Origin of the sequence: Micromonospora sp. NBRC 101691 (assembly GCF_030269285.1) — a bacterium.
GTDB classification, from domain to species: domain Bacteria; phylum Actinomycetota; class Actinomycetes; order Mycobacteriales; family Micromonosporaceae; genus Micromonospora; species Micromonospora echinospora.
In genome coordinates, this window is record NZ_BSTB01000010.1 from 26441 (window position 1) to 49774 (window position 23334).

23 protein-coding genes are annotated in these 23334 nt (G+C 72.4%); 11 read left to right on the top strand and 12 right to left on the bottom strand.

The window, feature by feature from the left end; all coding sequences use genetic code 11:
- Nucleotides 1–10 precede the first annotated feature (10 nt).
- The 3 genes from QSK20_RS17015 (at nucleotide 11) to QSK20_RS17025 (ending at nucleotide 3219) form a co-directional block, all read left to right on the top strand.
- Nucleotides 11–1345 carry a magnesium transporter MgtE N-terminal domain-containing protein gene (locus QSK20_RS17015; protein ID WP_285789567.1) on the top strand — a complete coding sequence of 445 codons (1335 nt, stop codon included), beginning with the start codon at nucleotides 11–13 and terminating at the stop codon, nucleotides 1343–1345.
- Nucleotides 1338–1910, top strand: coding sequence for a DUF1003 domain-containing protein (locus QSK20_RS17020; protein WP_285789568.1), 573 nt, complete (start codon nucleotides 1338–1340; stop codon nucleotides 1908–1910). Before QSK20_RS17015 ends, QSK20_RS17020 begins: the two co-directional genes overlap by 8 nt.
- A 160-nt stretch (nucleotides 1911–2070) precedes the next feature.
- Nucleotides 2071–3219 carry a P-loop NTPase gene (locus QSK20_RS17025; protein WP_285789569.1) on the top strand — a complete coding sequence of 383 codons (1149 nt, stop codon included), beginning with the start codon at nucleotides 2071–2073 and terminating at the stop codon, nucleotides 3217–3219.
- A gap of 38 nt (nucleotides 3220–3257) precedes the next feature.
- Here the strand turns inward: QSK20_RS17025 and QSK20_RS17030 are convergent, their stop codons facing one another.
- Complete coding sequence (locus QSK20_RS17030) at nucleotides 3258–3662, bottom strand: twin-arginine translocase TatA/TatE family subunit (protein WP_285789570.1); 405 nt, start codon at nucleotides 3660–3662, stop codon at nucleotides 3258–3260.
- Between the two features lie 74 nt (nucleotides 3663–3736).
- Nucleotides 3737–5083, bottom strand: a complete 1347-nt coding sequence (locus QSK20_RS17035) for a S1C family serine protease (RefSeq protein ID WP_502888921.1) — start codon at nucleotides 5081–5083, stop codon at nucleotides 3737–3739.
- A gap of 280 nt (nucleotides 5084–5363) precedes the next feature.
- On the opposite strand from QSK20_RS17035, the gene QSK20_RS17040 reads away from it, so the two are divergent.
- A complete protein-coding gene (locus QSK20_RS17040; RefSeq protein ID WP_285789694.1) occupies nucleotides 5364–5972 on the top strand; it encodes an O-methyltransferase in 609 nt (202 codons plus the stop codon).
- Nucleotides 5973–6150: 178 nt separating this feature from the next.
- Here the strand turns inward: QSK20_RS17040 and QSK20_RS17045 are convergent, their stop codons facing one another.
- Nucleotides 6151–7617 carry a leucyl aminopeptidase family protein gene (locus QSK20_RS17045; RefSeq protein ID WP_285789571.1) on the bottom strand — a complete coding sequence of 489 codons (1467 nt, stop codon included), beginning with the start codon at nucleotides 7615–7617 and terminating at the stop codon, nucleotides 6151–6153.
- A gap of 117 nt (nucleotides 7618–7734) precedes the next feature.
- Nucleotides 7735–7902, bottom strand: coding sequence for a DUF3117 domain-containing protein (locus tag QSK20_RS17050; RefSeq protein WP_007455245.1), 168 nt, complete (start codon nucleotides 7900–7902; stop codon nucleotides 7735–7737).
- Nucleotides 7903–8093: 191 nt separating this feature from the next.
- On the opposite strand from QSK20_RS17050, the gene QSK20_RS17055 reads away from it, so the two are divergent.
- A complete protein-coding gene (locus QSK20_RS17055) occupies nucleotides 8094–8912 on the top strand; it encodes a PaaX family transcriptional regulator (RefSeq protein ID WP_285789572.1) in 819 nt (272 codons plus the stop codon).
- Nucleotides 8913–8916: 4 nt separating this feature from the next.
- A complete protein-coding gene (locus QSK20_RS17060; RefSeq protein ID WP_285789573.1) occupies nucleotides 8917–9708 on the top strand; it encodes an enoyl-CoA hydratase-related protein in 792 nt (263 codons plus the stop codon).
- Nucleotides 9709–9817: 109 nt separating this feature from the next.
- Here the strand turns inward: QSK20_RS17060 and QSK20_RS17065 are convergent, their stop codons facing one another.
- The 3 genes from QSK20_RS17065 to QSK20_RS17075 all read right to left on the bottom strand — a co-directional run bounded on the left by QSK20_RS17065 (nucleotide 9818) and on the right by QSK20_RS17075 (nucleotide 11851).
- The gene (locus QSK20_RS17065; RefSeq protein ID WP_285789574.1) at nucleotides 9818–10570 is read right to left on the bottom strand and encodes an SDR family NAD(P)-dependent oxidoreductase; all 753 of its coding nucleotides are present in this window, start codon (nucleotides 10568–10570) and stop codon (nucleotides 9818–9820) included.
- Nucleotides 10571–10671: 101 nt separating this feature from the next.
- Nucleotides 10672–11265 carry a hypothetical protein gene (locus tag QSK20_RS17070; protein WP_285789575.1) on the bottom strand — a complete coding sequence of 198 codons (594 nt, stop codon included), beginning with the start codon at nucleotides 11263–11265 and terminating at the stop codon, nucleotides 10672–10674.
- Nucleotides 11266–11269: 4 nt separating this feature from the next.
- The gene (locus QSK20_RS17075) at nucleotides 11270–11851 is read right to left on the bottom strand and encodes a DNA-3-methyladenine glycosylase I (RefSeq protein ID WP_285789576.1); all 582 of its coding nucleotides are present in this window, start codon (nucleotides 11849–11851) and stop codon (nucleotides 11270–11272) included.
- Nucleotides 11852–11976: 125 nt separating this feature from the next.
- Between QSK20_RS17075 and QSK20_RS17080 the strand changes: the two genes are divergently transcribed.
- On the top strand, nucleotides 11977–12822 hold the full coding sequence (locus QSK20_RS17080; protein ID WP_285789577.1) for a sterol desaturase family protein: 846 nt from the start codon (nucleotides 11977–11979) through the stop codon (nucleotides 12820–12822).
- 24 nt (nucleotides 12823–12846) lie between these two features.
- Here QSK20_RS17080 and QSK20_RS17085 read toward each other — a convergent pair whose 3' ends face one another.
- A complete protein-coding gene (locus QSK20_RS17085) occupies nucleotides 12847–13344 on the bottom strand; it encodes an SRPBCC family protein (protein WP_285789578.1) in 498 nt (165 codons plus the stop codon).
- Nucleotides 13341–13889: a DivIVA domain-containing protein gene (locus QSK20_RS32140; protein WP_352232296.1), complete on the bottom strand. Its 549-nt coding sequence runs from the start codon at nucleotides 13887–13889 to the stop codon at nucleotides 13341–13343. Before QSK20_RS32140 ends, QSK20_RS17085 begins: the two co-directional genes overlap by 4 nt.
- Nucleotides 13890–14038: 149 nt before the next feature.
- Here QSK20_RS32140 and folP point away from each other — a divergent pair, with 149 nt between their 5' ends.
- Nucleotides 14039–14908 carry a dihydropteroate synthase gene (gene folP / locus QSK20_RS17095; RefSeq protein ID WP_285789695.1) on the top strand — a complete coding sequence of 290 codons (870 nt, stop codon included), beginning with the start codon at nucleotides 14039–14041 and terminating at the stop codon, nucleotides 14906–14908.
- Nucleotides 14909–14933: 25 nt separating this feature from the next.
- On the opposite strand, the gene QSK20_RS17100 is transcribed toward folP, so the two are convergent.
- On the bottom strand, nucleotides 14934–15311 hold the full coding sequence (locus QSK20_RS17100) for an NADH-quinone oxidoreductase subunit A (protein WP_285789579.1): 378 nt from the start codon (nucleotides 15309–15311) through the stop codon (nucleotides 14934–14936).
- Nucleotides 15312–15434: 123 nt separating this feature from the next.
- Between QSK20_RS17100 and QSK20_RS17105 the strand changes: the two genes are divergently transcribed.
- The 3 genes from QSK20_RS17105 to QSK20_RS17115 all read left to right on the top strand — a co-directional run bounded on the left by QSK20_RS17105 (nucleotide 15435) and on the right by QSK20_RS17115 (nucleotide 20024).
- Nucleotides 15435–16853, top strand: a complete 1419-nt coding sequence (locus QSK20_RS17105) for a hypothetical protein (RefSeq protein ID WP_285789580.1) — start codon at nucleotides 15435–15437, stop codon at nucleotides 16851–16853.
- 296 nt (nucleotides 16854–17149) lie between these two features.
- A complete protein-coding gene (locus QSK20_RS17110; RefSeq protein WP_285789581.1) occupies nucleotides 17150–18997 on the top strand; it encodes a 2-oxoacid:acceptor oxidoreductase subunit alpha in 1848 nt (615 codons plus the stop codon).
- Nucleotides 18990–20024 (top strand): 2-oxoacid:ferredoxin oxidoreductase subunit beta, encoded by a 1035-nt coding sequence (locus QSK20_RS17115; protein ID WP_285789582.1) that lies wholly within the window; start codon nucleotides 18990–18992, stop codon nucleotides 20022–20024. Before QSK20_RS17110 ends, QSK20_RS17115 begins: the two co-directional genes overlap by 8 nt.
- Nucleotides 20025–20105: 81 nt before the next feature.
- Here QSK20_RS17115 and QSK20_RS17120 read toward each other — a convergent pair whose 3' ends face one another.
- Nucleotides 20106–21881, bottom strand: coding sequence for a trypsin-like serine protease (locus QSK20_RS17120; protein WP_285789583.1), 1776 nt, complete (start codon nucleotides 21879–21881; stop codon nucleotides 20106–20108).
- A 327-nt stretch (nucleotides 21882–22208) separates the two neighbouring features.
- Nucleotides 22209–23222: a potassium channel family protein gene (locus tag QSK20_RS17125; RefSeq protein WP_285789584.1), complete on the bottom strand. Its 1014-nt coding sequence runs from the start codon at nucleotides 23220–23222 to the stop codon at nucleotides 22209–22211.
- Nucleotides 23223–23334: the final 112 nt, after the last annotated feature.

Below are 23334 nucleotides of genomic sequence, written 5' to 3' on the forward strand. Positions count from 1 at the left end.
GCTGGTCGGCGTGAGCACGCCGACCCGGGTCTACATCGCCCGACTCGCCGGGGTGGCCGTCTTCGACCCGAACGGCGACCAGGTGGGGCGGGTCCGCGACGCGGTGGCCCGGCTCCGGCCGACCAACCGCCCGCCCGAGGTGGTGGGGCTGGTCGCCGAGATGCCGATGCGTCGGCGCATCTTCCTCTCCATCAACCGGGTCACCTCGCTCGACGCGGAGGCGGTCGTCCTCGGCACCGGCACACTGAACCTGCGCCGCTTCGAGAAGCGCCCCAACGAGCTGCTGGTCCTTCAGGAACTGCTCGACCGCCGGGTGCACCTCGACCCGAACGGCCAGGCCGGCACCGTGGTCGACGTGGCGATGGAGTGTCACCGGGGCGGTGAGTGGTCACTCAGCCGGGTGGCGGTCCGGGAGCAGAGCGGGCGGCTCACCCGCCGGGGCCACCTGCACCAGGTCGACTGGGACAAGGTCCGGGGCCTCACCGGCTTCGCCGACACCCGGGGCACGGCCAACCTCCTCGCCGTCCTGGAGGACATGCGCCCGGCCGATCTCGCCAACGCCCTCCAGGACCTGCCCGACCTGCGCCGCAACGAGGTGGCGGCGGCTCTGGACGACGAACGGCTGGCGGACGTGCTCAGCGAACTACCCGAGCACGTCCAGGTCGAGATCCTCTCCGCCCTGGGCCGGGAGCGCGCCGCCGACGTGCTGGAGGAGATGGACCCGGACGACGCCGCGGACCTGCTCAACGAGCTGCCCCCGCCGGAACAGGACGTGCTGCTCGACCTGATGGAACCGGACGAGGCCGACCCGGTACGCCAGCTGCTGAAGTACACCGCCGGCACGGCGGGCAGCGTGATGACCTCCGAGCCGGTCATCCTCCCGCCGGACGCGACCGTCGCGGAGGCGCTGGCCCGGATCCGGGAGCCGCAGCTCTCGCCCGCCGTGGCGGCGCAGGTCTTCGTCGCCCGGGCCCCGATGACCACCCCGACCGGACGCTACCTGGGGATGGTGCACTTCCAGCGCCTGCTCCGGGAGCCCCCGGCCGACCTGCTCGGCGGCGTGGTGCTCAACGACATCGACCCGCTTCGGGAGACCACCCCCCTGCCGGAGATCACCCGCCGGATGGCCACCTACGACCTGGTCGCCATGCCCGTGGTGGACCGCAACAACCGGCTGGTCGGCGCGGTCACCGTGGACGACGTGCTGGACCACTCCCTGCCCCGGGACTGGCGGGACCGGGACGCGGCGACGGACCTGTCCGACTCCCCGGACGTGGACCTGCCCGGTGGGCCGCTGTCCGGCACGGCGTCCGGGGACCGGCTGACGGACGGTGGGCATGGCTGAGCAGCGCCGCGCCGAACGGCTGGACCAGCCGGCGGAGCCCCGCAAGATCAAGCTGCCCCGGTTCGACCCGGAGGCGTTCGGACGCTGGTCCGAGGGGATCGCCCGGGGCATGGGCACGGCGAACTTCATCGTCTACATGACGGTGGTGATCGCGGCCTGGTTCGGCTGGAACACCCTGGCCCCGGCGCACCTGCGCTTCGACCCGTACACCTTCACCTTCCTGACCCTGGTGCTGAGCCTCCAGGCGTCCTACGCGGCCCCGCTGATCCTGCTCGCGCAGAACCGGCAGGCCGACCGGGACCGGGTCTCGCTGGAGGAGGACCGCCGTCGCGCCACCGCGCAGAAGGCGGACACCGAGTACCTCGCCCGGGAGATCGCCGCCCTGCGGATCGCCATGGGCGAGGTCGCCACCCGGGACTTCCTCCGCTCCGAGCTGGCCCGGCTGGCCGAGGAGCTGGACGAGGCCCAGCAGCGCCGCCACCGGCTCGAACGCCGGCAGCAGGAGAAGTCCGGCCAGCGCCCCGAACCCCTCGACGAGCCCCGGGACGAACCGGACGCGGACTGACCGGCGTACGCGGTGCCGCCGGAACCGCCCAGGCCGACGTACGCGGTGCCGCCGGAACCGCCCAGGCCGACCGGACCGGGGCGCACGGCGGGCCGCCGACTCGCTCACACCGCCCCCGCTGCCCGTGGTCACGAAGGGTCGCCGACGTAGCATTGCCGGCATGTCAGCACCCGTCAGCACCGTCTCCGACGCCGTCCAGGCCGCGCTGGCCACCGTCGACGACCCCGAGATCCGCCGGCCGATCACCGACCTCGGCATGGTCCGCTCCGCGGTCGTCGGCGACGACGGCGTCGTCCGGGTCGAGCTGCTGCTCACCGTCGCCGGCTGCCCGCTGAAGGAGAAGCTGCGCGCCGACATCACCGCCGCCGTCGGCGCGGTGCCCGGGGTCACCGGGGTGGAGATCGAGTTCGGCGTGATGAGCCCCGAACAGCGGCAGTCACTCCAGGCGAAGCTGCGCGGCGGCGGCGCGACCGAGGAACCGGTCATCCCGTTCGCCCAGCCCGGCTCCCGGACCCGGGTGTACGCGGTGGCCAGCGGCAAGGGCGGCGTCGGCAAGTCCAGCGTGACGGTCAACCTCGCCGCGGCGCTCGCCGCCCGGGGGCTCTCCGTCGGCGTGGTCGACGCGGACATCTACGGCCACTCGGTGCCCCGGATGCTCGGCGCGGACGCCCGCCCGACCCGGGTCGAAGACATGATCATGCCGCCCCAGTCGCACGGCGTGAAGGTCATCTCGATCGGCATGTTCACCGCCGGCAACGCCGCCGTGGTGTGGCGCGGCCCGATGCTGCACCGGGCGTTGCAGCAGTTCCTGGCCGACGTCTACTGGGGCGACCTGGACGTCCTCCTGCTCGACCTGCCCCCGGGCACCGGCGACGTGGCGATCTCCCTGGCCCAGCTGCTGCCGAACGCGGAGATCCTGGTGGTCACCACCCCGCAGGCCGCCGCCGCCGAGGTGGCCGAGCGTGCCGGCGCGATCGCCCTGCAGACCCACCAGCGGGTGGTCGGTGTGATCGAGAACATGTCCTGGCTGGAGCTGCCGGACGGCTCCCGGATGGAGGTCTTCGGCGCTGGCGGCGGGGCCACCGTCGCCGAGTCGCTGACCCGGACCATCGGCGCGCAGGTGCCGCTGCTCGGGCAGATCCCCCTCGACACCCGGGTCCGCGAGGCCGGTGACGCCGGCACCCCGATCGTGCTGGCCGAGCCGGCGGCCCCGGCCGCGAAGGCGTTGGACGCGGTCGCCGACCGGCTGGCCGTACGCCGTGAGTCGCTGCTCGGCAAGCCCCTCGGGCTCAAGCCCGCCGGCCGCTGACCGACCGCACCTGACCCCCGCCGCACGCGGTCCGGGGGTCAGGTGGCGTCGGTGTCGAAGCTGCGGGGCCGGGGCGGCGTGGTGGCCGGGGCGGGCCCGGAGCGCAGGTCCGCCGCGGCGGCCACGTCCTTCAGCTCCTTGTGCACGCCGGTGACGTCGGTGCGCAGGTCGTCGTAGATGCCCTGCAACGGCTTCCGGATCGCCTGCTCGTCCTCCTCGCTGAGCAGGTGCTTGCGGATGAACGCCTTGGGATGCAGGTCCTCCAGCTGGATGTCGGTGCCCAGCTCCCGGCTCAGGTCGGTGGTGGCGTTCCGGGCCATGTTGCGCAGGTTGCGCACCATCCGCAGGCCGTCGCTGATCACCGCCGGCAGCCGGTCGCCGAAGATCAGCAACGCGAGCAGCAGCAGCGCACCGACCTCGAACGCGCCCAGGTTGTCGAACACGCGCAACCTCCTCCTCGGCCTCTGCGGGCAAGCGTACGCACGCCGGAGGGCTTGCGGGAGGGGGTGGCCGTCGCCTACTTGGCGTCTGCGGCGAGTGTCACCGAGGCGCTGTCCAGGGACGATCCACGCCGGTACTCGACCGTCACCACCGAACCGGGGGCGAACTTGCGGACCAGGGCGATCAGGTCGGTGGGTTCGGACAGCGGACGCCCGGCGAGCCGGACGATCACGTCCCCGGCCTTCAGCCCGGCCCCGGCCGCCGGCCCGGAGGGCTCGACCGTGACCAGCCGTACGCCCCCGGCGCCGGGGGCCGCGCCCGGTCCGGGCACCTCGGCGCCGATCACCGTGCGGCGGGCCTTGCCGGTGCCGATGATGTCCTGGGTGATGCGCTTGGCCTGGTTGATCGGGATGGCGAAGGCGAGACCGATGTTGCCGGCCTCCTGCCCGTCGGAGACCAGCGACTTGATCGTCGAGTTCACCCCGATGACCCGCCCCGCGCCGTCCACCAGCGGGCCGCCGGAGTTGCCGTGGTTGACCGCGGCGTCGGTCTGGATCGCCGCGTAGTAGCGCACCGGTCCACCGGGCTCACCGGCCCGCATGGTCCGGTCCAGGGCGCTGACGATGCCGGCGGTGACCGTGTTCGCCAGGGAGAGCGGCGAGCCGATGGCGAGCACCGGGTCGCCGACCGCGAGGGCGTCCGAGTCGCCGAACTCCACCGGCCGCAGCCCGGTCCGGGCAACCTTGATGACGGCGATGTCGGACTCCGGATCCTGACCGACGAGGCTGGCCGGGGCCGAGGAACCGTCGTTGAAGATCACGGTCGTCCGGCCGTTGCCGCCGGCGACCACGTGGTCGTTGGTGATCACATAGCCGTCGGCGCTGGCGATGAAGCCCGAGCCCTCGCTGGTGCCGGCGGCACCGCCGACCCGGACGGTGACCACGCTGGGCAGCACCCGCGCGGCGACCCCGGCCAGGGAGTCGGGCTTGCGCTGGGCGGCCACCGGCGGATCCTGCGGCTGGGCCCCGAGCACCGTCCCGCCCGCGCCACCGCGCACCGCGAACGTGTAGCCCAGTGCCCCGCCGAGCGTGCCGGCGAGCAACGCGGCGACCACGGCGATCAGCAGCACCTGACGCAGCACCGGTCGACGGGGCGCGTCCGGGTCGGCCACCGGCTCCGGTTCCGTCCCCGGTACCGGCACCGCCGGCAGCACCACGGCGGTGGGCGCGGCCGGGTCCCGCCACGGGTCGGCGAGCGCGTCGGACCACCACGGCGAGGTGGCGCCCGTGGTGGGGTACGACCCGCCCGCGCTGTTCGTCGGTCCCCCGTACGCACCGCCCGTCGGCGCTCCCCCGGCCACCGGTGGCCGCGTCGGCGCGGAGTCGTTCGCGGCGGGCCGGCGCCAGTCCCAGCCGTCGGTCACGTCGGTGCCTCCCAGTCCGTCCCGAGCCCCGTCCGCCGTGGGCGGGCCGGCGGCACCGGCCCGGCCGCGACGGACGGGATCACCATCCAGGATTGCACGGATGCCCGAAGCCGGGTCGGCGGTCGTACCGGCGAACACCACACCGACCCGACCGCGTGGCTGCACCCCTCGACCGTCGCCTCTAGGCTCATACCGCGAATCCGCCCCGATTCACTCCCGCCGCCCCCGGAGGTGCCCCATCGCCACGGCCGCCAGTTCCGGCAGTTCGACGGCGCAGGCCCTGCACTTCGCCGAGTCGTACGTCGCCGAGGACCTCGTCCTGCGTACCGCCCGCAGTCTCGCCGAGGAGGTGGGCGTCGACGCGGTGACCACCGGGGCCGGCGCCGCCCTGCGGCTGCTCGCCGCCGCCGGCAGTGCCCGGGCGGTGGTGGAGATCGGCACCGGCACCGGAGTCAGCGGCATCTGGCTGCTGCGCGGCATGCGGGCCGACGGCGTGCTCACCACCATCGACGTGGAGATCGAGCACCAGCGCATCGCCCGCCGGATCTTCGCCGAGGCGGGCTTCCCTTCGGGGCGTACCCGGATCATCACCGGCCGCGCCCTGGACGTGCTGCCCCGCCTCGCCGACGGCGCGTACGACCTGGTGTTCGTCGACGCCGAGGTGACCGGGGTGAGCGCCTGCGTGGACGCCGCGCTGCGGCTGCTCCGCCCGGGCGGAGTGCTCGCCGTCAACGGCGCGCTGGCCGGCGGGCGGATCGGCGACCCGGCTGCCCGCGACCTGGAGACGGTGACCCTGCGCGAGGCCATGAAGGCCCTCCGGGAGTCGGACGAGTGGGTGCCCGCCCTGCTCCCGGTCGGTCACGGCCTGCTCGCCGCCATCCGCTGCTGACCACCCCGCCACCGCCCTTCTCCTCCGCCACCGGCTCCGGACGGTTGCCGGCTCCCGGTGGTTGCCGCCTCCGCGTGGTTGCTGGCTCCGCGTGGTTGCAGGGGTCCCCTCCTCGTCAAAAAACGGTAGGAAGGGCCCCCTGCAACCAACCAACCCGGACAGGCAGAGCCCCGACGACTCAGGCCAGCGTCGCCAGCCAGCGGAGCAGGCCCCGGACGCCCCAGCCGGTGGCGCCCTTGGCGAGTTCCGCGTTGGAGTCGGACGACCAGGCGGGCGCGGACATGTCGAAGTGCGCCCAGCGATCCCGCAGGTCCCCGGTGAACTCCCGCAGGTACAGCGCGGCGACCACGGAGCCCGCGCCCCGGTTCGGGGCGCTGTAGAAGTCGGCCAGGTCGCTGCCGAGATACTCGACGTAGTCGCCCACCAGCGGCATCCGCCAGGACCGCTCGCCCGCCTCGGCGGCGGTGGCGACCAACGCCTCGGCCAGCCCGTCGTTCTCGGTGTAGAGCGCGGCGGTCCGCGAACCCAGGGCGATCGAGTTGGCCCCGGTGAGCGTGGCCAGGTCGACCAGCACGTCGGGGGCGAGCCGGTCCACCGCGTACGCGAGCGCGTCGGCGAGCACCAACCGCCCCTCGGCGTCGGAGTTGGTGGACTCGCTGGTCAGCCCACCGTAGTGCTGGATCACGTCACCCGGCCGGAAGGCCGATCCGGAGACCATGTTCTCGGCCAGCGGCGCGAGGGCGGTGACCCGGACGGGGAGGCGCAGCGCGGCGGCCCCGAGGGTCGCGGCCACCACGGCGGCGGCCCCCGCCATGTCCTTGCGCATCAGCTTCATGCCGGACAACGGCTTGATCGAGATGCCGCCGGTGTCGAAGGTGATCCCCTTGCCGACCAGCACCACGTGCGTCGTCGCGCCGGCCGGGTGCCAGCCCAGCTCGACGAGCCGGGGCCCCTTGGCCGAGCCGCCGCCCACGGCGAGGATGCCGCCGAAACCCGCCTCGGCGAGTTCGTCGGGCTGCCAGACCCGCAGGTCGACCTCGGGCACGTCGGCGGCGAGCCCGGCGACCTGGTCGGCGAACCACTCCGGGTTCTTCGCCGACGACGGCATGTTGGTCAGGTCCCGGGCGAAACAGGTCATCCGGGCGGTGGTCCGGGCCGCGTCGAGCGCGGCAGCGTACCGCTCCGGCTCAGCGACCGCGATCTCCAGTCCGGTCAACGCCGGGGTCGGGCCGGCGTCGGTCAGCCGGAACCGGTAGGACGCCAGCAGCGCCCCCTCGGCCAGGCCGCGTACCGCCTCGGCCGGCGCGGCGGCCGGCAGGGCCACGGTGGCGGTGCTCTGCTCCGCGAGGGCCCGCACCAGTGCCGCCCCGGCGGCCCGCCAACCGGTTTCGTCGCCGTCGCCCACGCCGAGCAGCAGCAGCCGTACGGGGGTGGCCAGAGGGCGCAGGTGGATCCGGGTCTCACCGGCGGCCCCGGTGAATGCCGCCGCCGGGACCAGCGCGGTGGCCTCCGCGACCAGGTCGTCGGGGAGTGTTGCCGCCGTCGGGACCAGCGCCGCCGGGGCGTCCGTCCCCTCGACGGTTCGGACAGGTAGGACGAGGGTGTCGAACCGGTCGGGACCGGTCACCAGGCGGATGTCCAGCACGCTTTGCCGTACCTCCAGGGATTCTCAGGACACGAAGAGCCTGAGCCACCGGTGTACCGGTGGCTCAGGTTCTTCCGGACCACCCGGGCGGCGGACGCCGCCCGGGCCACTCCTCCATCAGCCGGCGGCTGCCTTCAACGCGTCACCGAGCGCGTTGGCCTCGTCGGGAGTCATCTCGACGACGAGCCGGCCACCACCCTCCAGCGGAACCCGCATGACGATGCCCCGGCCCTCCTTGGTGACCTCCAGCGGACCGTCGCCCGTCCGCGGCTTCATCGCCGCCATGTTGTCTCCCCTCAGACCTACACCAGGGTCGGTGGGTTGCCCCACAGCCACTACGCGTTAAACCCACCACGCGCCGACGCGCGGTGCTGACCAACGATTTTCCCTGATGAACACCGCCGGACCCAAACCGAAGCAGCATTGATGTAACAGCGTCTAGCATATCCCGAGTAGGCCTGTCACAATGTGCGGTCATGCAGGCACGGTCGGCACTCTTCGACCTGTACGGCGACCACCTCCGTCCCCGGGGCGGCCGGGCACCGGTCGCCGCCCTGGTCAAACTGCTCGCGCCACTCGGTATCGCGCCCCCAGCCGTGCGTACCGCGGTCTCCCGGATGGTGCGACAGGGCTGGTTGGACCCGCTCCGACTCGCCTCCGGACCGGGCTACGCGATCACCCCGAAGGCGGCCCGCCGACTCGACGAGGCCGCGTCCCGGATCTACCGCACCGCCCGGACCGGCTGGGACGGCCGGTTCGATCTGATCGTGCTCGACGCGCCGAGTGGCCGCCGGGAGCGGCAGCGACTCGCCACGACCCTGCGCTTCCTCGGCTACGGCACCCTCGACGAACAGACCTGGATCGCCACCCGGGCGGCCGAGGACGCCGACGCCGTGCTGGCCGAGGCCGGCGTCCGGTACGAGCGGTTCACCGCCGCCCACACCGCCGGCACGCCGGGCGCGGTGGCCATGGTCCGTCGCGCCTGGGACCTGGTAGAGATCGGCCGGGCGTACGAGGATTTCGTCGCCGAACAGCGACCCCTGCTGGCCACGGTCACCGCCCGCAGTGGTGACGAGGAGGCGTACGCGGCACGATTCCGACTGGTGCACGCGTGGCGTACCTTCCTGTTCAAGGATCCGCAGTTGCCCCCGGCCCTGCTGCCCGAGCGCTGGCCCGGCACCAGCGCCGCCAGTTTCTTCGACCGACACGCGGCCCGGCTCCGCCCGGCCGCCGACCGGTACGTGGAGCAGTGCCTCGACCTGGGCAACCGCGCCGTACGACAGAAGGGTCGTTAGACACGTGACCGAGCCGCTCCTGGTCGACCGCACCGACGCCGTCGTCACCCTGACGCTGAACCGCCCGACCGCCATGAACGCGCTCGACGTGGCTCTCAAGGAGGCCCTGCGGGACACCCTCGCCGAGCTGGAGACCGACCGGACCTGCCGGGCGGTGGTGCTCGCCGGGGCGGGCGGGCAGTTCAGCGCCGGCCAGGACCTGCGGGAACACGTGGCGACCCTGGAGTCGACCAAGGGCGACCCGCTGGCCACGGTCGGCGCGCACTACAACCCGATCGCCGCCCGCCTGGCCAACCTGCCCAAGCCGGTGGTCGCGGCGGTGCGCGGCACGGCCGCCGGGGCCGGGGCGTCGCTGGCCTTCCTCGCCGACATCCGGATCGGTGGGCCGAAGACCAAGTTCCTGATGGCCTTCGCCAAGGTGGGGCTGGCCGCCGACACCGGCGCGTCCTGGACGCTGCCCCGCCTGGTCGGTCACGCCAAGGCGGTCGAGCTGCTGATGCTGGCCGAGCCGGTGGGCGCCGAGGAGGCCCGCCAGCTGGGGCTGCTCAACCAGCTCGTGGCGGACGACGAGCAGGTGCTGCCGACCGCCCAGGAACTCGCCGCCCGGCTGGCCGCCGGCCCGACCGTCGCGTACGGGGCGATCAAGCGCCAGCTCTCCATCGCCGACGCGGGCACGCTCGCCGACGCGCTGGCCGCCGAGGCACAGGCGCAGACGATCTGCGGGGGCACCGCCGACCACCGCGCCGCCACCCTCGCCTTCGTACGCAAGGAGCAGCCGGTCTACGAGGGGCGCTGAGCCGGCCCGACACCGCCCGCCGGTCCCGGCCGCGCTGGTTCCGTCAGTCCCGGTCCCGCCGGCTCCGGACCGGCCGGCGGGATCAGCCGGATCAGCGGGATCAGCGGGATCAGCGGGCAACGTAACCGCCGTCGATCGGGACGGTGTGACCGGTGATCCAGGCGGCGTCGTCGGAGGCGAGGAACGCGACCACCCCGGCGATGTCCTCCGGGGTGGGGATGCCGGGCTTCGGGTTGAACGACTCCATCTCCCGGCGCATCTGCGCCGGGTCCGGGGCGTTCTCGATGAAGCGCTCGACCAGCGGGGTCATCACCACGGTCGGGGCGACCGCGTTGATCCGGATGCCGCGCGCCGCGTACTCGACGGCCGCCGACCGGGTCAGCCCGACGATCCCGGCCTTGGTGAAGGTGTACGGCGAGATGTTCTCCTGGGCCGCCAACGCGGTGGTCGACGAGGTGTTCACGATCGCCCCGCCACCACCGCGCAGCATCGCCTCGATGCCGTACTTGAGCACGTGGAAGACGCCGTCACCGTTGATCCGCCGGACCCGCTCCCAGTTGTCCAGGTCCATCTCGTGCAGCGGCTGCTGCTTGCCGTCGATACCGGCGTTGTTGAAGATCACGTCGATCCGGCCGTACCGCTGGACCGCCTCGGCGACGCCCTGCTCGACGGAGCTGGCGTCTCCGGTGTCGACGGTCACCGCCAGGGCGTCCGGCAGCTCGGCGGCGACCCGCGTGGCGCCTTCGGTGTCGATGTCGGCGATCACCACGCGGGCCCCTTCGGCGGCGAACCGTCGGGCGGTGGCGGCCCCCAGCCCGGACGCACCGCCGGTGACGAAGACGACCTTGTCCTGGAACCGCATCGGCGCCCCCTCCTCCCGCGCCACGCGTTCGGAGCGCGCGCGTACCGGGAAGCCGGCGACGCGCCGGCTCCGCACCGGCCCGTTACCCGCGCCGCAGGCCGCTAGTCGTCCTCCTCCGGGTCCTGGTTGGCCTCGGCACCCAGCACGAACGCCTGCATGGCCAGTTCGTCCCCGCTCGGCGAGACGTACGCGGGCAGCTCCCGGGGGCCCAACTCGTGCACGTACGACCAGAAGATCCGTACCGCCTCGGCTTGGCTCGCCGCCTCGATCGGCAGGTCCAGGCTGACCAGCCAGGTCCGCCGGGGCGGCGGTGGCCCGAGCCGGTCGGCCAGGCCACGCCAACGGTCGACGGCGAGCGGGGTGACCGGGCCGTCGAGCACCAGCCCGTCGACCGGCACCGGCTCGTCGAAGACCCGCCGGGCGTACGACACCGCCAGCGGCGTCTCCACGTCGTCGGCACCGGGGTCGTCCGGGTCCTGTTCGCTCTCCACGCCGGCCTCGACCCGGCCGAGGGCGACCAGCGCCGGCGGTTCCCCGTCGACGACCACCGCGACCGGGTCGCCGGGAACCGGCCGGTGCGCGGTCTCCAGTCCGGTCAGCTCCAGCGTGTCGTGGTGGACGAGCCGCTCGGCGTCGTACCGGTCGGCGGGAAGCAGCACCGCCCAGGCGCGGTCGGTGTCGGTCATGTCCGTCATCCCATCACGCCGCCGGGGCGAGGACGACGTGACATCCGGCGAGGTGGTCGTCGACCATGCCGGTGGCCTGCATCAGCGCGTACACGGTGGTCGGCCCGACGAAGCGGAAGCCGCGCTTCTTGAGCGCCCTGGCCAGCGCGGTCGACTCCGGCGTCACCGCCGGCACGTCGGCCAGCCGGCCGGGCCGGGTCGCCCGGGTGGGTGGGGCGAAGGACCAGAGCAGCGCGGAGAGCCCCTCGGGCAGGTCGAGCGCGGCCCGCGCGTTGGCGATCGCCGCCTCGATCTTGGCCCGGTTGCGGACGATGCCCGCGTCGCCGAGGAGCCGGGTCACGTCGGCCTCGCCGTAGCCGGCGACGGTGGTGATCCGGAAGTCGTCGAAGGCCCGCCGGAACGCCGCGCGCTTACGCAGGATGGTCAGCCAGGAAAGGCCGGACTGGAACGCCTCCAGCGTGATCCGCTCGTAGAGCGCGTCGTCACCGCGCAGCGGTCGGCCCCACTCCCCGTCGTGGTAGGCCGCGTAGTCCGGGGTGCCGGCACCCCATCCGCAGCGAGCCAGCCCGTCGACGCCGGTCACCAGGTCGTTCACGGCATCCACCGTAGGTCACCCTGCTCCGGACCGTTGCCTCGGCCCGCCGGGCTGCCTATCGTGCTTGTTACCGACCGGTAGAACCGCTGCCCGGATCGACCGACGACGGTGGGAGGCCCGGCCCGATGAAGGAGTTCCCGGACGTCATCGCGTGGTCGATCCCGGCCTTCCTGCTGCTGATCGTGCTGGAACGGGTCTCCTACCTGCTGCACCGCGACGACGACGAACGGGGCTACTCGGCGGCGGACACCGTCACCAGCCTCACCATGGGCCTGGGCAGCGTCGGGGCGGACCTGCTCTGGAAGATCCCGATCACCGCCGCGTACGCGCTGCTCTACGCGCTCACCCCGCTGAGGATCGGCGAGGTCTGGTGGACCTGGCCGCTGATCCTGCTGGCGCAGGACTTCTGCTACTACTGGTCGCACCGGGGTCACCACGTCGTCCGGGTCCTCTGGGCGACGCACGTGGTGCACCACTCCTCGGAGCGGTTCAACCTCTCCACCGCGCTGCGTCAGCCCTGGACCAGCGTGGCCGGTTGGCTCTTCTACGTGCCGCTGGTGCTGGCCGGGGTGCATCCGGCGGTGGTCGCCTTCTGCGGCTCGGTCAACCTGCTCTACCAGTTCTGGATCCACACCGAACGCATCGACCGGATGCCCCGCTGGTTCGAGGCGGTCCTGAACACCCCGTCGCACCACCGGGTGCACCACGCCTCGCAGGGCGGTTACCTGGACCGCAACTTCGGCGGCATCCTGATCGTCTGGGACCGGCTGTTCGGCACGTTCGCCCCGGAACGGGAACGCTGTGTCTACGGCCTGACCACCAACATCGCCACCCACAACCCGCTGCGGGTGGCGTTCCACGAGTACGTCGCGATCGCCCGGGACGTCCGGGCGGCGGCGTCCTGGCGGCACCGCGCCGGCCACCTGCTGCGCTCGCCCGGCTGGCAGCCCGGCCCCACCGACGGCTCCTGACCGCCGCCGACGTCGGGCCGCCGGTCAGGGTAGGCGACCCTGCTCGACGAGCCGGCCGAACTTCCGCAGCGCCCCGGTCAGGCTGACCTTCGAGCCGGGCCAGAGCACCGGCCAGGCGACCCGCCCGGCCGCGCCACCGGGCAGGTGGAACCACTCGTGCCACACCACCTGGGTCCGGCCGCCCTGCATCGGGGTGCAGCGCAGCACACCCGGGCCGCGCAGCAGCCGCCCGCAGTGCACCACACCCACCTCGTACGGCGCGTCGACCCGGACCACCCGCATCTCGTCGCGGATCACCGCCGGCCCGACCGCGGTGACCGCCTCGATCAGGCTCCCCTCGCCACCGTCTCCCTCGACGACGCGAACCGTGGTGAACGGGATCCACTCCGACTGGCGTTCCCACGCGGTGAGCGCGGCGAAGACCCGCTCGGCGGGCGCGTCGACGATCACCGTCGCGGTGACCTCGCCGGCGCCCGGCTGGGCGGCCTCCCGCAACTCCTCCGAGCCTCCCGGTGCGCTCACGCCGTCTCCGACCGTACGACCACGTCGGGCTGGCCGGCCGGGCGACGGTCCGTGCCGGCGTCGTCCGGGTCGCCGGCCCCCTCCGTGTCCCCGGCGACGTCGGGGGTGGCGGCGTCAGCCGGGGAGTCCGCGTCGACCGGCACGGCACCGGCGGACGGGGTGTCGTCGGCGGCGACCGGGGCGCCGGCCAGGGAGGCCAGTCGAGTGTCCCGCAGTTCGTCGGCCTCGGCCGTGCGTCCCTCCCGCAAGGCGGCGACCTCCGCTTCCAGCACTCCGATCAACTCGGACTTGTACCCGATGTCGTAGGCCGCCCGGCGCAACGCCTGGTCGACCTGGTCCATCCGGTACCCCCGCAGCGCGGTGTCGAAACGAATCCCGCCGATGTCCGACTCGGCGAGCGGACGACCGCCGGGCAGTGGCACCGCCCGACCGTCCGGCTCGACCGGGACCAGGCCCGGATCACGACCGGTGACCAGAACCGTCACACCGAACACCACCGCCGCGACGGTCAACGCCACGACCAGCAGGAGCAGAAGCTGACCCATGCACAGATCGTGGCATGACGATCGCCGTCGGGCGACCCCCGGACCACATCGTGCCGTCGATCAACCCGGACGGGGACCTCGGCACGCCGGCACGCGACGGACCGGCTAGCGTCGGCACGGTCGGTTACGGGCGGGGTTCGGGAGGCGACATGGCCAGGACGCTGCGGCTCGGTGCGCGTACGTTCGCCCCGGGTGAGCTGGTGGTGATGGCGATCGTCAACCGCACCCCGGACTCGTTCTTCGACCGGGGCGCGACCTACGCCGCCGACAGTGCGTTGCGGGCCGTGGAACGGGCGGTGGCAGAGGGCGCCGAGATCATCGACATCGGCGGGGTGAAGGCCGGCCCCGGCGACGAGGTGGACGTCGCCGAGGAGATCCGCCGTACGGTCGACACCATCGCCGCCGTCCGCAGCGCCTTCCCGGACGTGGTCATCTCGATCGACACCTGGCGGGCCGAGGTGGCGGTGGAGGCGGTCGCCGCCGGGGCGGACCTGCTCAACGACACCTGGTCCGGGGCGGATCCGGCGTTGGCCCGGGTCGCCGCCGAGACCGGCGCGGGACTGGTCTGCTCGCACGCCGGCGGGCTGACGCCGCGCACCCGGCCGCACCGGGCCGCCTTCGACGACGTGGTGGCCGACGTGCTGACCACGGTGACCGGGCTGGCCGACCGGGCGGTGGCGCTCGGGGTGCGGGCCGACGGCATCCTCATCGACCCGGCGCACGACTTCGGCAAGAACACCCGGCACTCGCTGGAGATCACCCGACGGCTCGACGAACTGGCCGGGACCGGGTGGCCGCTGCTGGTCGCCCTGTCGAACAAGGACTTCGTCGGCGAGACCCTCGACCTGCCGGTGGCCGAGCGGCTGGAGGGGACGCTCGCCGCCACCGCCGTGTCGGCCTGGCTGGGGGCGCGGGTGTTCCGGGCGCACCAGGTGCGACAGACCCGGCGGGTGCTGGACATGGTGGCCTCGATCCGGGGGGACCGCCCACCCACCCTGACCCGACGCGGCCTGGCCTGAGCCGGGCCGCTCGGCCCGTCGCCGGTCAGGTCCAGCGCAGGATGTTCCGCCGCCAGGCGTAGAGGATGCCGAGCGCCAGCACGGCCACGAAGACGCCCATCTCGGCGACGGTGACCAGGCCGAATCCCGGCCGGTCGAAGACCACCGCCCAGGGGAAGAGGAAGACCGCCTCGACGGCGAAGAGCACGTACAGGTACGCGTAGACGTAGTAGCGGATCTGCATCTGCGCCCAGTCGCCGCCCACCGGGTCGAGGCCGCACTCGTAGCTGGCGCGCTTGCCCGGTGGATCAGCCGGACGGGCGGGACGTAACACCCGATTGGCGGAGAACGCCACTACGAAGAAGAGGACGCTCGCGGCCAGCAACAGCCCGAGCGTCGCGTACGAGCCCAGGTATCCACCCACGATCCGACAGCCTACCGGCCACCCGCCGACCGAACCCGTTACGCAACTGTTTCCCAGCGGAACAGTGTCATGCGACAACTGTTACCGAATAATGAACCCTCACCCATTGTGACCGGAGGAGAGATGACGCGCCCCGACGCACGCCCCGGTGAGCGCCTCCGCCATCGATGGGTGGTGGCCGCGTTGTCGGTCTCGCTGACCGTCGGCGGAGCCGCCGCGGCGGCCGTGTCCCCGCGCCTGGCCACCGCCGCACCGGTCCCCGCCGGGCAGGCGTACGCGCCGGTCACCGATCCGGGCGAGAACGGCGACCCGGAGCCGCCGACGGATCCGCCCACCCCGACCGAGCCGGCACCCACCACCGCGCCGCCGACCGAGGAACCGCCGGGCGAGACGCCACCGCCACCGACGACCGCCGCACCCGACCCACTACCCACGGTGACCACGGCCGGGCCGCTGCCCACCGCCCCCCGGACCTCGACGCCCCCGCCCCTGCCGACCCGCTCCGCGCCGACGACGTCCGCCCCGGACCAGCCGGCCCCCGCCCGGCTCGGCGTCCGGGTCACCACGGGGGACGTCCACCTGACCGCCGGGTACTGGAACGCGACGAGCACCACGGCCACCCTCCGGGTCACCGTGACCAACACCGGCGGGGTGGCCGGCCAGCTCGGCCTGACGTACACCCTGCCGGCGGGCGTCACCGACGCCGGCACGCCGGGTTGCGCGCCGGCCGGTGACCGCAGCTACCGGTGCGGCGCGTGGACGACCGCGCCGGGTGCGCGGTTCAGCAGCGCGATCCGGGTGCGGGTCAGCGGGGACGCCTGGCGGCAGATGCCGCTCGGCGGCACCGTCTCGGTCACCGCGACCGCGCCGGGCGAGGCGCTTCCGGTCCGCGACGACGAGGGCTTCGTGGTCCTCTTCCCGCCCGGCCCGCCGGTGCCCGGCATCGCGCTGGAGACCGAAGAGGTGGCCTTCGACATCGGCGGCGGGCCGAGCACGCTGGAGGTCCGGCTCGGCAACACCGGCGCGGTGGACGCGTCCGGCCAGGTCGAGGTGGTCCTGCCCGACGGCGTGACCGTGACCGGGCCACCGGAGGGTTGCACGTCCCAACCGGCCACCGGGCGCACCCGGTGCGATACCGGAACGGTGGCGGCCGGCCGGACGGCCGTCCTGCGGCTGCCCGTGGTCGCGACGCCGGAGGCGCAGCGTCGGGCACCGCTCTCCGGTGGCGCGGTCGGCCAGCTCGATCCGCGCCACGGCCGGAGCCTCCGGGTGCAGATGAGCTTCCGGATCGCCGCCGCCGCCGCGCTGGCCCCGGCGGCCGGGGTGCCACAGCCGACCGGCTCGCAGGGCGTCCTCACCGGTTCGACCAGAGGTTCGGGCCCGGACGACGGATTGAGTTCGGCGCAGCAGACCGCGATCATCCTCATCGTCGTCTCCGGTCTCCTGGTGGCCCTCGCGCTGACGCTGGCGACCATGTCACTGCGCCGACGGTCGACCGGACCGCCGGGTGGGGCGACCGGAACCGGCGACAGCTCCAAGTGATCTCCGTCGATCGAGTGACGGATGCCCGACCGGTGATTTCGATTACGGCCCTAGCCCCAAAACCCCGCAAAACCGTACAATTTGCGGGGTAAGACGGTCCCATTCGGCGGACCTCGGGCCCGGTGGGACCCCCTGCCCGACGTAGGCTCCTAGGTGTTGAGCGGAGCGGGTCGCATCGGTTACCGGGAGGGCCCGCCCCAGCAGTGCGTCCAAGGAGGTCAGGTGGCCGGGCAAGGCGAGGCCAGCATCAGGTTCGGCCGCCCGGGCGACCGGACCGCGCGAAACGAGGTGCAGGCGTGACCAAGCAGATCCGCCAACTCGACCGGGTGGTCATCCGGTTCGCCGGTGACTCCGGTGACGGTATGCAACTCACCGGCGACCGGTTCACCTCGGAGACGGCGCAGCTCGGCAACGACATCTCCACGTTGCCGAACTTCCCCGCCGAGATCCGGGCACCCGCCGGCACCCTGCCCGGGGTGTCCAGCTTCCAGGTGCACTTCGCCGACTACGACATCCTCACCCCGGGTGACGCGCCGAACGTGCTGGTCGCGATGAACCCCGCCGCCCTCAAGGCCAACCTGCACGACCTGCCCCGGGGCGCGGACATCATCGTCAACACCGACGAGTTCACCAAGCGCAACCTGGCCAAGGTCGGCTACCAGGCGAACCCGCTGGAGGACGACACCCTGGCCGGCTGGGTGGTGCACCCGGTCGCGCTGACCTCCATGACGGTCGGCGCGCTCGCCGACCAGGCGGTCTCGAAGAAGGACGCCGAGCGGGCCAAGAACATGTTCGCCCTCGGCCTGCTCTCCTGGATGTACTCCCGGCCGTACGACTCCACGCTGCGGTTCCTGGAGCGCAAGTTCGCCAAGCGTCCCGAGCTGGTCGCCGCGAACATCGCCGCCTTCAAGGCCGGCTGGAACTTCGGCGAGACCACCGACTCCTTCTCGGTGCGGTACGAAGTCAAGCCGGCGAAGATGCACCCCGGCACCTACCGCAACATCACCGGCAACGCCGCCCTCTCGCTGGGGCTGGTCGCCGCCGGGGTCCGCTCCGGGCTGCCGGTCTTCCTCGGCGCGTACCCGATCACCCCGGCCTCGGACATCCTGCACGAGCTGAGCAAGCACAAGCGCTTCGACGTGACCACCATGCAGGCCGAGGACGAGATCGCGGCGGTGGGCGCGGCGCTCGGCGCGTCGTACGGCGGCGCGCTCGGCATCACCACCACCAGCGGTCCGGGCGTCGCGCTCAAGAGCGAGACGATCTCCCTCGCGGTGGCGCTGGAGCTGCCCCTGGTCATCGTCGACGTGCAGCGGGCCGGTCCGTCCACCGGCATGCCCACCAAGACCGAGCAGGCCGACCTCAACATGGCCCTGTACGGCCGGCACGGCGAGGCCCCGGTCGCGGTGATCGCCCCGAAGTCGCCCTCGGACTGCTTCCACGCGGCGATCGAGGCGGCCCGGATCGCGCTGACCTACCGCACCCCGGTGCTGCTGCTCTCCGACAACTACGTCGCCAACGGCTCCGAGCCGTGGCTGCTGCCGGAGGTCGACTCCCTGCCCGACCTGCGGGTCGAGTTCGCCACCGAGCCCAACGGCGAGGACGGCAAGAGCTTCCTGCCGTACCTGCGCGACCCGGAGACCCTGGCCCGGCCGTGGGCCATCCCGGGCACCCCGGGGCTGGAGCACCGGATCGGTGGCCTGGAGAAGGCCGACAAGACCGGCGACATCTCCTACGACCCGACCAACCACGACTTCATGGTCCGCACCCGGGCCGCCCGGATCGAGACCATCCCGGTGCCGGACGTCGAGGTGGAGGACCCGGACGGCGACGCCCGGGTACTGGTGCTCGGCTGGGGCTCGACGTACGGGCCGATCGGCGCGGCCTGCCGGGGACTGCGGCAGCGCGGGCTCTCCGTCGCCCAGGCGCACCTGCGGCACCTCGCCCCGATGCCGGCGAACCTCGGCACGGTGCTGCGCTCCTACGACCGCGTGGTCATCCCCGAGATGAACCTGGGCCAGCTCGCCCAGGTGATCCGGGGCCGCTACCTGGTCGACGCGATCGCGTACAACCAGGTCCGGGGTCTGCCGTTCACCGCCGCGGAGCTGGAGACGATGCTGGAAGAGGTCCTGAAGAATGTCTGAGCCCGTCGCTCTCAAGCTCACCGCCAAGGACTTCAAGTCCGACCAGGAGGTGCGCTGGTGCCCCGGCTGCGGTGACTACGCGATCCTCGCCGCGGTGCAGCAGTTCATGCCGGAATTGAAGATCCCGCGCGAGAACACGGTCTTCATCTCCGGCATCGGTTGTTCCTCGCGCTTCCCGTACTACATGAACACCTACGGGATGCACTCGATCCACGGCCGGGCCCCGGCGATCGCCACCGGGCTGTCGGTCAGCCGGCCCGACCTGTCGGTCTGGGTGGTCACCGGCGACGGCGACGCGCTCTCCATCGGCGGCAACCACCTCATCCACGCGCTGCGCCGCAACGTCAACCTCAAGATCCTGCTCTTCAACAACAAGATCTACGGGCTGACCAAGGGGCAGTACTCCCCCACCTCAGAGGTCGGCAAGATCACCAAGTCGACCCCGGCCGGCTCGGCGGACGCCCCGTTCAACCCGATCTCGCTGGCCCTCGGCGCGGAGGCGAGCTTCGTCGGCCGCACCATCGACTCCGACCGCAAGCACCTCCAGTCGGTGCTCCGGGCCGCCGCCGAGCACCAGGGCTCGGCGTTCGTGGAGATCTACCAGAACTGCAACATCTTCAACGACGGCGCGTTCGACCAGCTCAAGGAGCCGGAAACCCGCGACGACTACCTGATCCGGCTGGAGCACGGGCAGCCGATCACGTTCGGCGCGGACGGCCGGTTCTGCGTGGTGCACCCGCCGGGCGGCTTCGGCCTGGAGGTGCGGGAGACCGCGTCCACCCCGGCCGAGCAGATCGTCGTGCACGACGCGACGGTCACCGACCCGGCGTACGCCTTCGCGCTGTCCCGGCTGCCCGGTGCGGACCTGCGGAACACCCCGATCGGCGTGTTCCGCTCGGTGGACCGGCCGTCCTACGACAGCGTGGTGCAGGGGCAGCTCGCCGAGGCGAAGGCGAAGGTCACCGAGACGCCGGAGCAGCAGCTCGCGGGTCTCCTCGCCAGCGGGGACACCTGGACGATCCTCTGACCCGACCCGCCGCCGGCGGCAGAACAAGGACCGGGGCCCGCAACCAATCGGTTGCGGGCCCCGGCCGTTCCAGCTGCCCGGTCAGAAGACCAGGTTGAAGTAGTCCCAGCCTTCGGAGATGGTCTTGCCCCTGGCGTCGAGCCACTGGCCGTAGCCGTTGGTCGTGTAGATCCGCATCTGGTGGAGGCTGTTGACACCCAACATGTCCACCATGTTGTCGCCGTCCCAGTCACCCGGGGTGATGATGTTCGTGAAGCCACCCCAGCCGCTGCCGATCAGGTCGCCCTTCGGGTTGGTCCACCCGCCCGCGCCGTCGGACTGGTACAGCTTGAGCTCACCCGCCGAGGTGCGACCGATGATCACCTCACGCCCGTCGCCCTTCCAGGCACCCGGCGTCAGGAACAGGTTGAAGGTGTTCCAGCCGGTGCCGATCAGGACACCCTTCGGGTTCTCCCAGCCGCCCGCGCCGTTGCTGGTGTAGCGGACCAGCTCGCCGTTGGACCGGCGGACCAGCAGGCTCGGCCGGTTGTTGCCGACCCAGTTGTTGGTCACCATCAGGGAGGTGAAGTTCTGCCAGCCGGTGCCGATCAGCTTGGGCGCGCCGGCGAAGTTGCCCGCGCCGTCGGTGTCGTACCGGTACAGCTCGCCGTTCGGCCGCATCGCCATGATGGACGGCTTGTTGTCGCCGTTCCAGTTGTAGACGCGGAAGATGCGGCTGAAGCCGTTCCAGCCAGAGCTGATCACGCGGGACATGTAGAAGCCGCCGTACCCGTCGTTGCCGAAGCCGCTGCCGTAGTGCAGCCAGAGGTCGCCGTCGGCGTCCCGGGACATCAGGTCGGTGTGACCGTCACCGGTCCAGTCGGCGTTGATCAACGGCGGCCGGGTGAAGTCCGCCTTCACCTGGTTGACGTAGTTGTTCAGCCGAACGTAGTAGCCCGGGTACGCGCCACAGGGCCGGAAGCCCCAGCTGGTCACGCCCACCTGCCTGCCGGCGACGACGAGCGGACCGCCCGAGTCGCCGTTGCAGGTGTCGCTGCCCAGGCCCGTCGCGGTGCTGCCCGTGCCGGCGCAGATCATCTCGGCCGGGTAGTAGAGACCCGGGACGTTGCAGTCGGCTTCGGAACGCATCGGGACGGTGGCCTTGCGCAGCCGGCTGTCCGGGTTCGCGTCGTCGGACGACGTCTTGCCGTACCCGGCGATCACGCCGGTGGTGCCGGCCACGTACGGTGTCTGGTCGCCCTGGTTACCCATGGCGATCGGGGCGTACACGGCGGGCAGGTTCTGCTTGAGAGTGATCACCGAGACGTCGTTGCGGATCGGCGCGTTCTCGTCCTCGTACTGCTGCGCGAGGTTCCAGTTCGGGTGCGACCAGGTGGAGGCCACCTCGGCGACGTACCCGCTGCCGGTGATGATGTTGCCGTTGGAGTCGAGGAGCTGGTCGTTACCGGCGATGACCCGGGTGGTGCCCGGCCCGTCGGTGACGCAGTGCGCGGCCGTCAGCACCTTGTTGGCGGCGATGATCGTGCCGGTGCAGTAGTACCAGTAGGACTCGCCGTCGACCTGGAGGGTGGTGACGATCCCGACGATGTACGGGAACTCCGAGGCGCTGGCGAGTTCCCCCTTCACGATGCGGGGCGACGCCGCGCTGCCGGACTGGAAAGCCCGCCCCTTGGCGCCCGGCTCGGGGAGCTTCAGCTCGCCCTTTCGCAGGTTCGGCAGCTTGTCCAGGCTTCGCTTCCCGGACTCGCCCGCCGCGTCGTACACGCCGTCCCCGGCGGGGGCGGCCTGCGCGGCGGTCGCGGGCGCGACAGCCACGACGCCGGCGAGGGCCAGGCCCGCGACGACGCCAGCCGACAAACGCCGCCTGACTCCTGCGGATGTTGCCACTTCAGCCACTGATGGTTTCCCGTCGTTCGATTAACGAGGCACTTGGAACAGCTCAGCTGGGACGCCCGACCGGACGGGAAGACGACAATCGAAGCCCGGGCCCGAACGGCCCCGCGCGAAAGATGTTGCCCCCGTCGCCTGAGCCAGTGACGGTGCGCCGACTGTGGTCGATTGTCGCACCCGTTTGGCGATTCCAAGCGGTCGAACGGTAGCAAGCATTCCAGCAGAGGAGAATATCCGTAAAGGTGATTCTGCAATCAACCCAAGGGTCTGACCGGGCACACCCTCCGGGCGCGGTCAGGGGGCGGCAGTCGCCTGAGGACGGTCGTCGCGTACGTGCACCAGCATGTCGCCGGTCTCGATGACCGCGCCGGCCTTGTCGGCCAGGGTGACCACCTTGCCCCGGCGTACCAGGGCGATAACCAGCGATTCCAACTCCCGGGGGGAACGTCCCACCTCGGAACGCTCGGCGGAGCGCATCGCCAGGGCCATCCCCTGGCCGGGGGTGAGCAGGTCCTCCACCACGTCGATCAGCGGCGGGGCCGAGGTGGACAGACCCAGCAGCCGGCCGGCGGTGGCCGAGGAGACGATCACGTGGTGGGCACCGCTCTGCTTGAGCAACGGCGCGTTCTCCGCCTCCCGCACCGCCGCGATGATCCGCACCTGCCCGGCGGTGAGCTGCCGGACGGTCAGCGCCACCAGCACGGACGCGTCGTCGCTGTCGGTCGCGATGATCACCGCCTTGGCGCTGCGGACATGCGCCTCGTTCAGGACGGTCGACCGGGTGGCGGAGCCCTCGATGGCGACCAGCCCGGCCGAGGTGGCCTGCCGGATCGCCGCGCCACTGCGCTCCACGACGACGATCCTGGACTTGTCCAGCCCGTTCTCCAGCAGAGCGGAGATCGCGCTGCGGCCCTTGGTGCCGTACCCGCAGATGATGACGTGGTCCTTCACGGTTCTCCCCCAGCGGCTCAGCCGACGGCCGGTCCGGTACTGCTCGGTCAGGACTTCCAGGGTGGTGCCGACCAGGATGATCAGGAAGAGCACCCGGGCCGGCGTGACGAAGAGGACGTTGATCAGCCGGGCCGAGTCCGAGGCCGGCGTGATGTCGCCGTAGCCGGTGGTGGAGAGCGAGACCACCGCGTAGTAGAAGCAGTCGAGGAGGGTCAGGCCGTCCTCGTTGACGTCGCGGTAGCCCTCGCGGTCGAGGTAGACCACGCCGACCACGGCGCATACCAGGGCGACGGCGGCGGCCAGCCGCAGACTGAGCGCACTGAGCGGCCCCCGCCGCTGCGCGGGAAAATGGATCACCGTCGGGCCCGCCCCGCCTCCGCTACCGCCTGCACGTGCACAACATAGCCGGTACGCAGGAGGTCGGCCGGGCAGGTGACGACGTACCCACCCGACACCGCCCGACACGGTG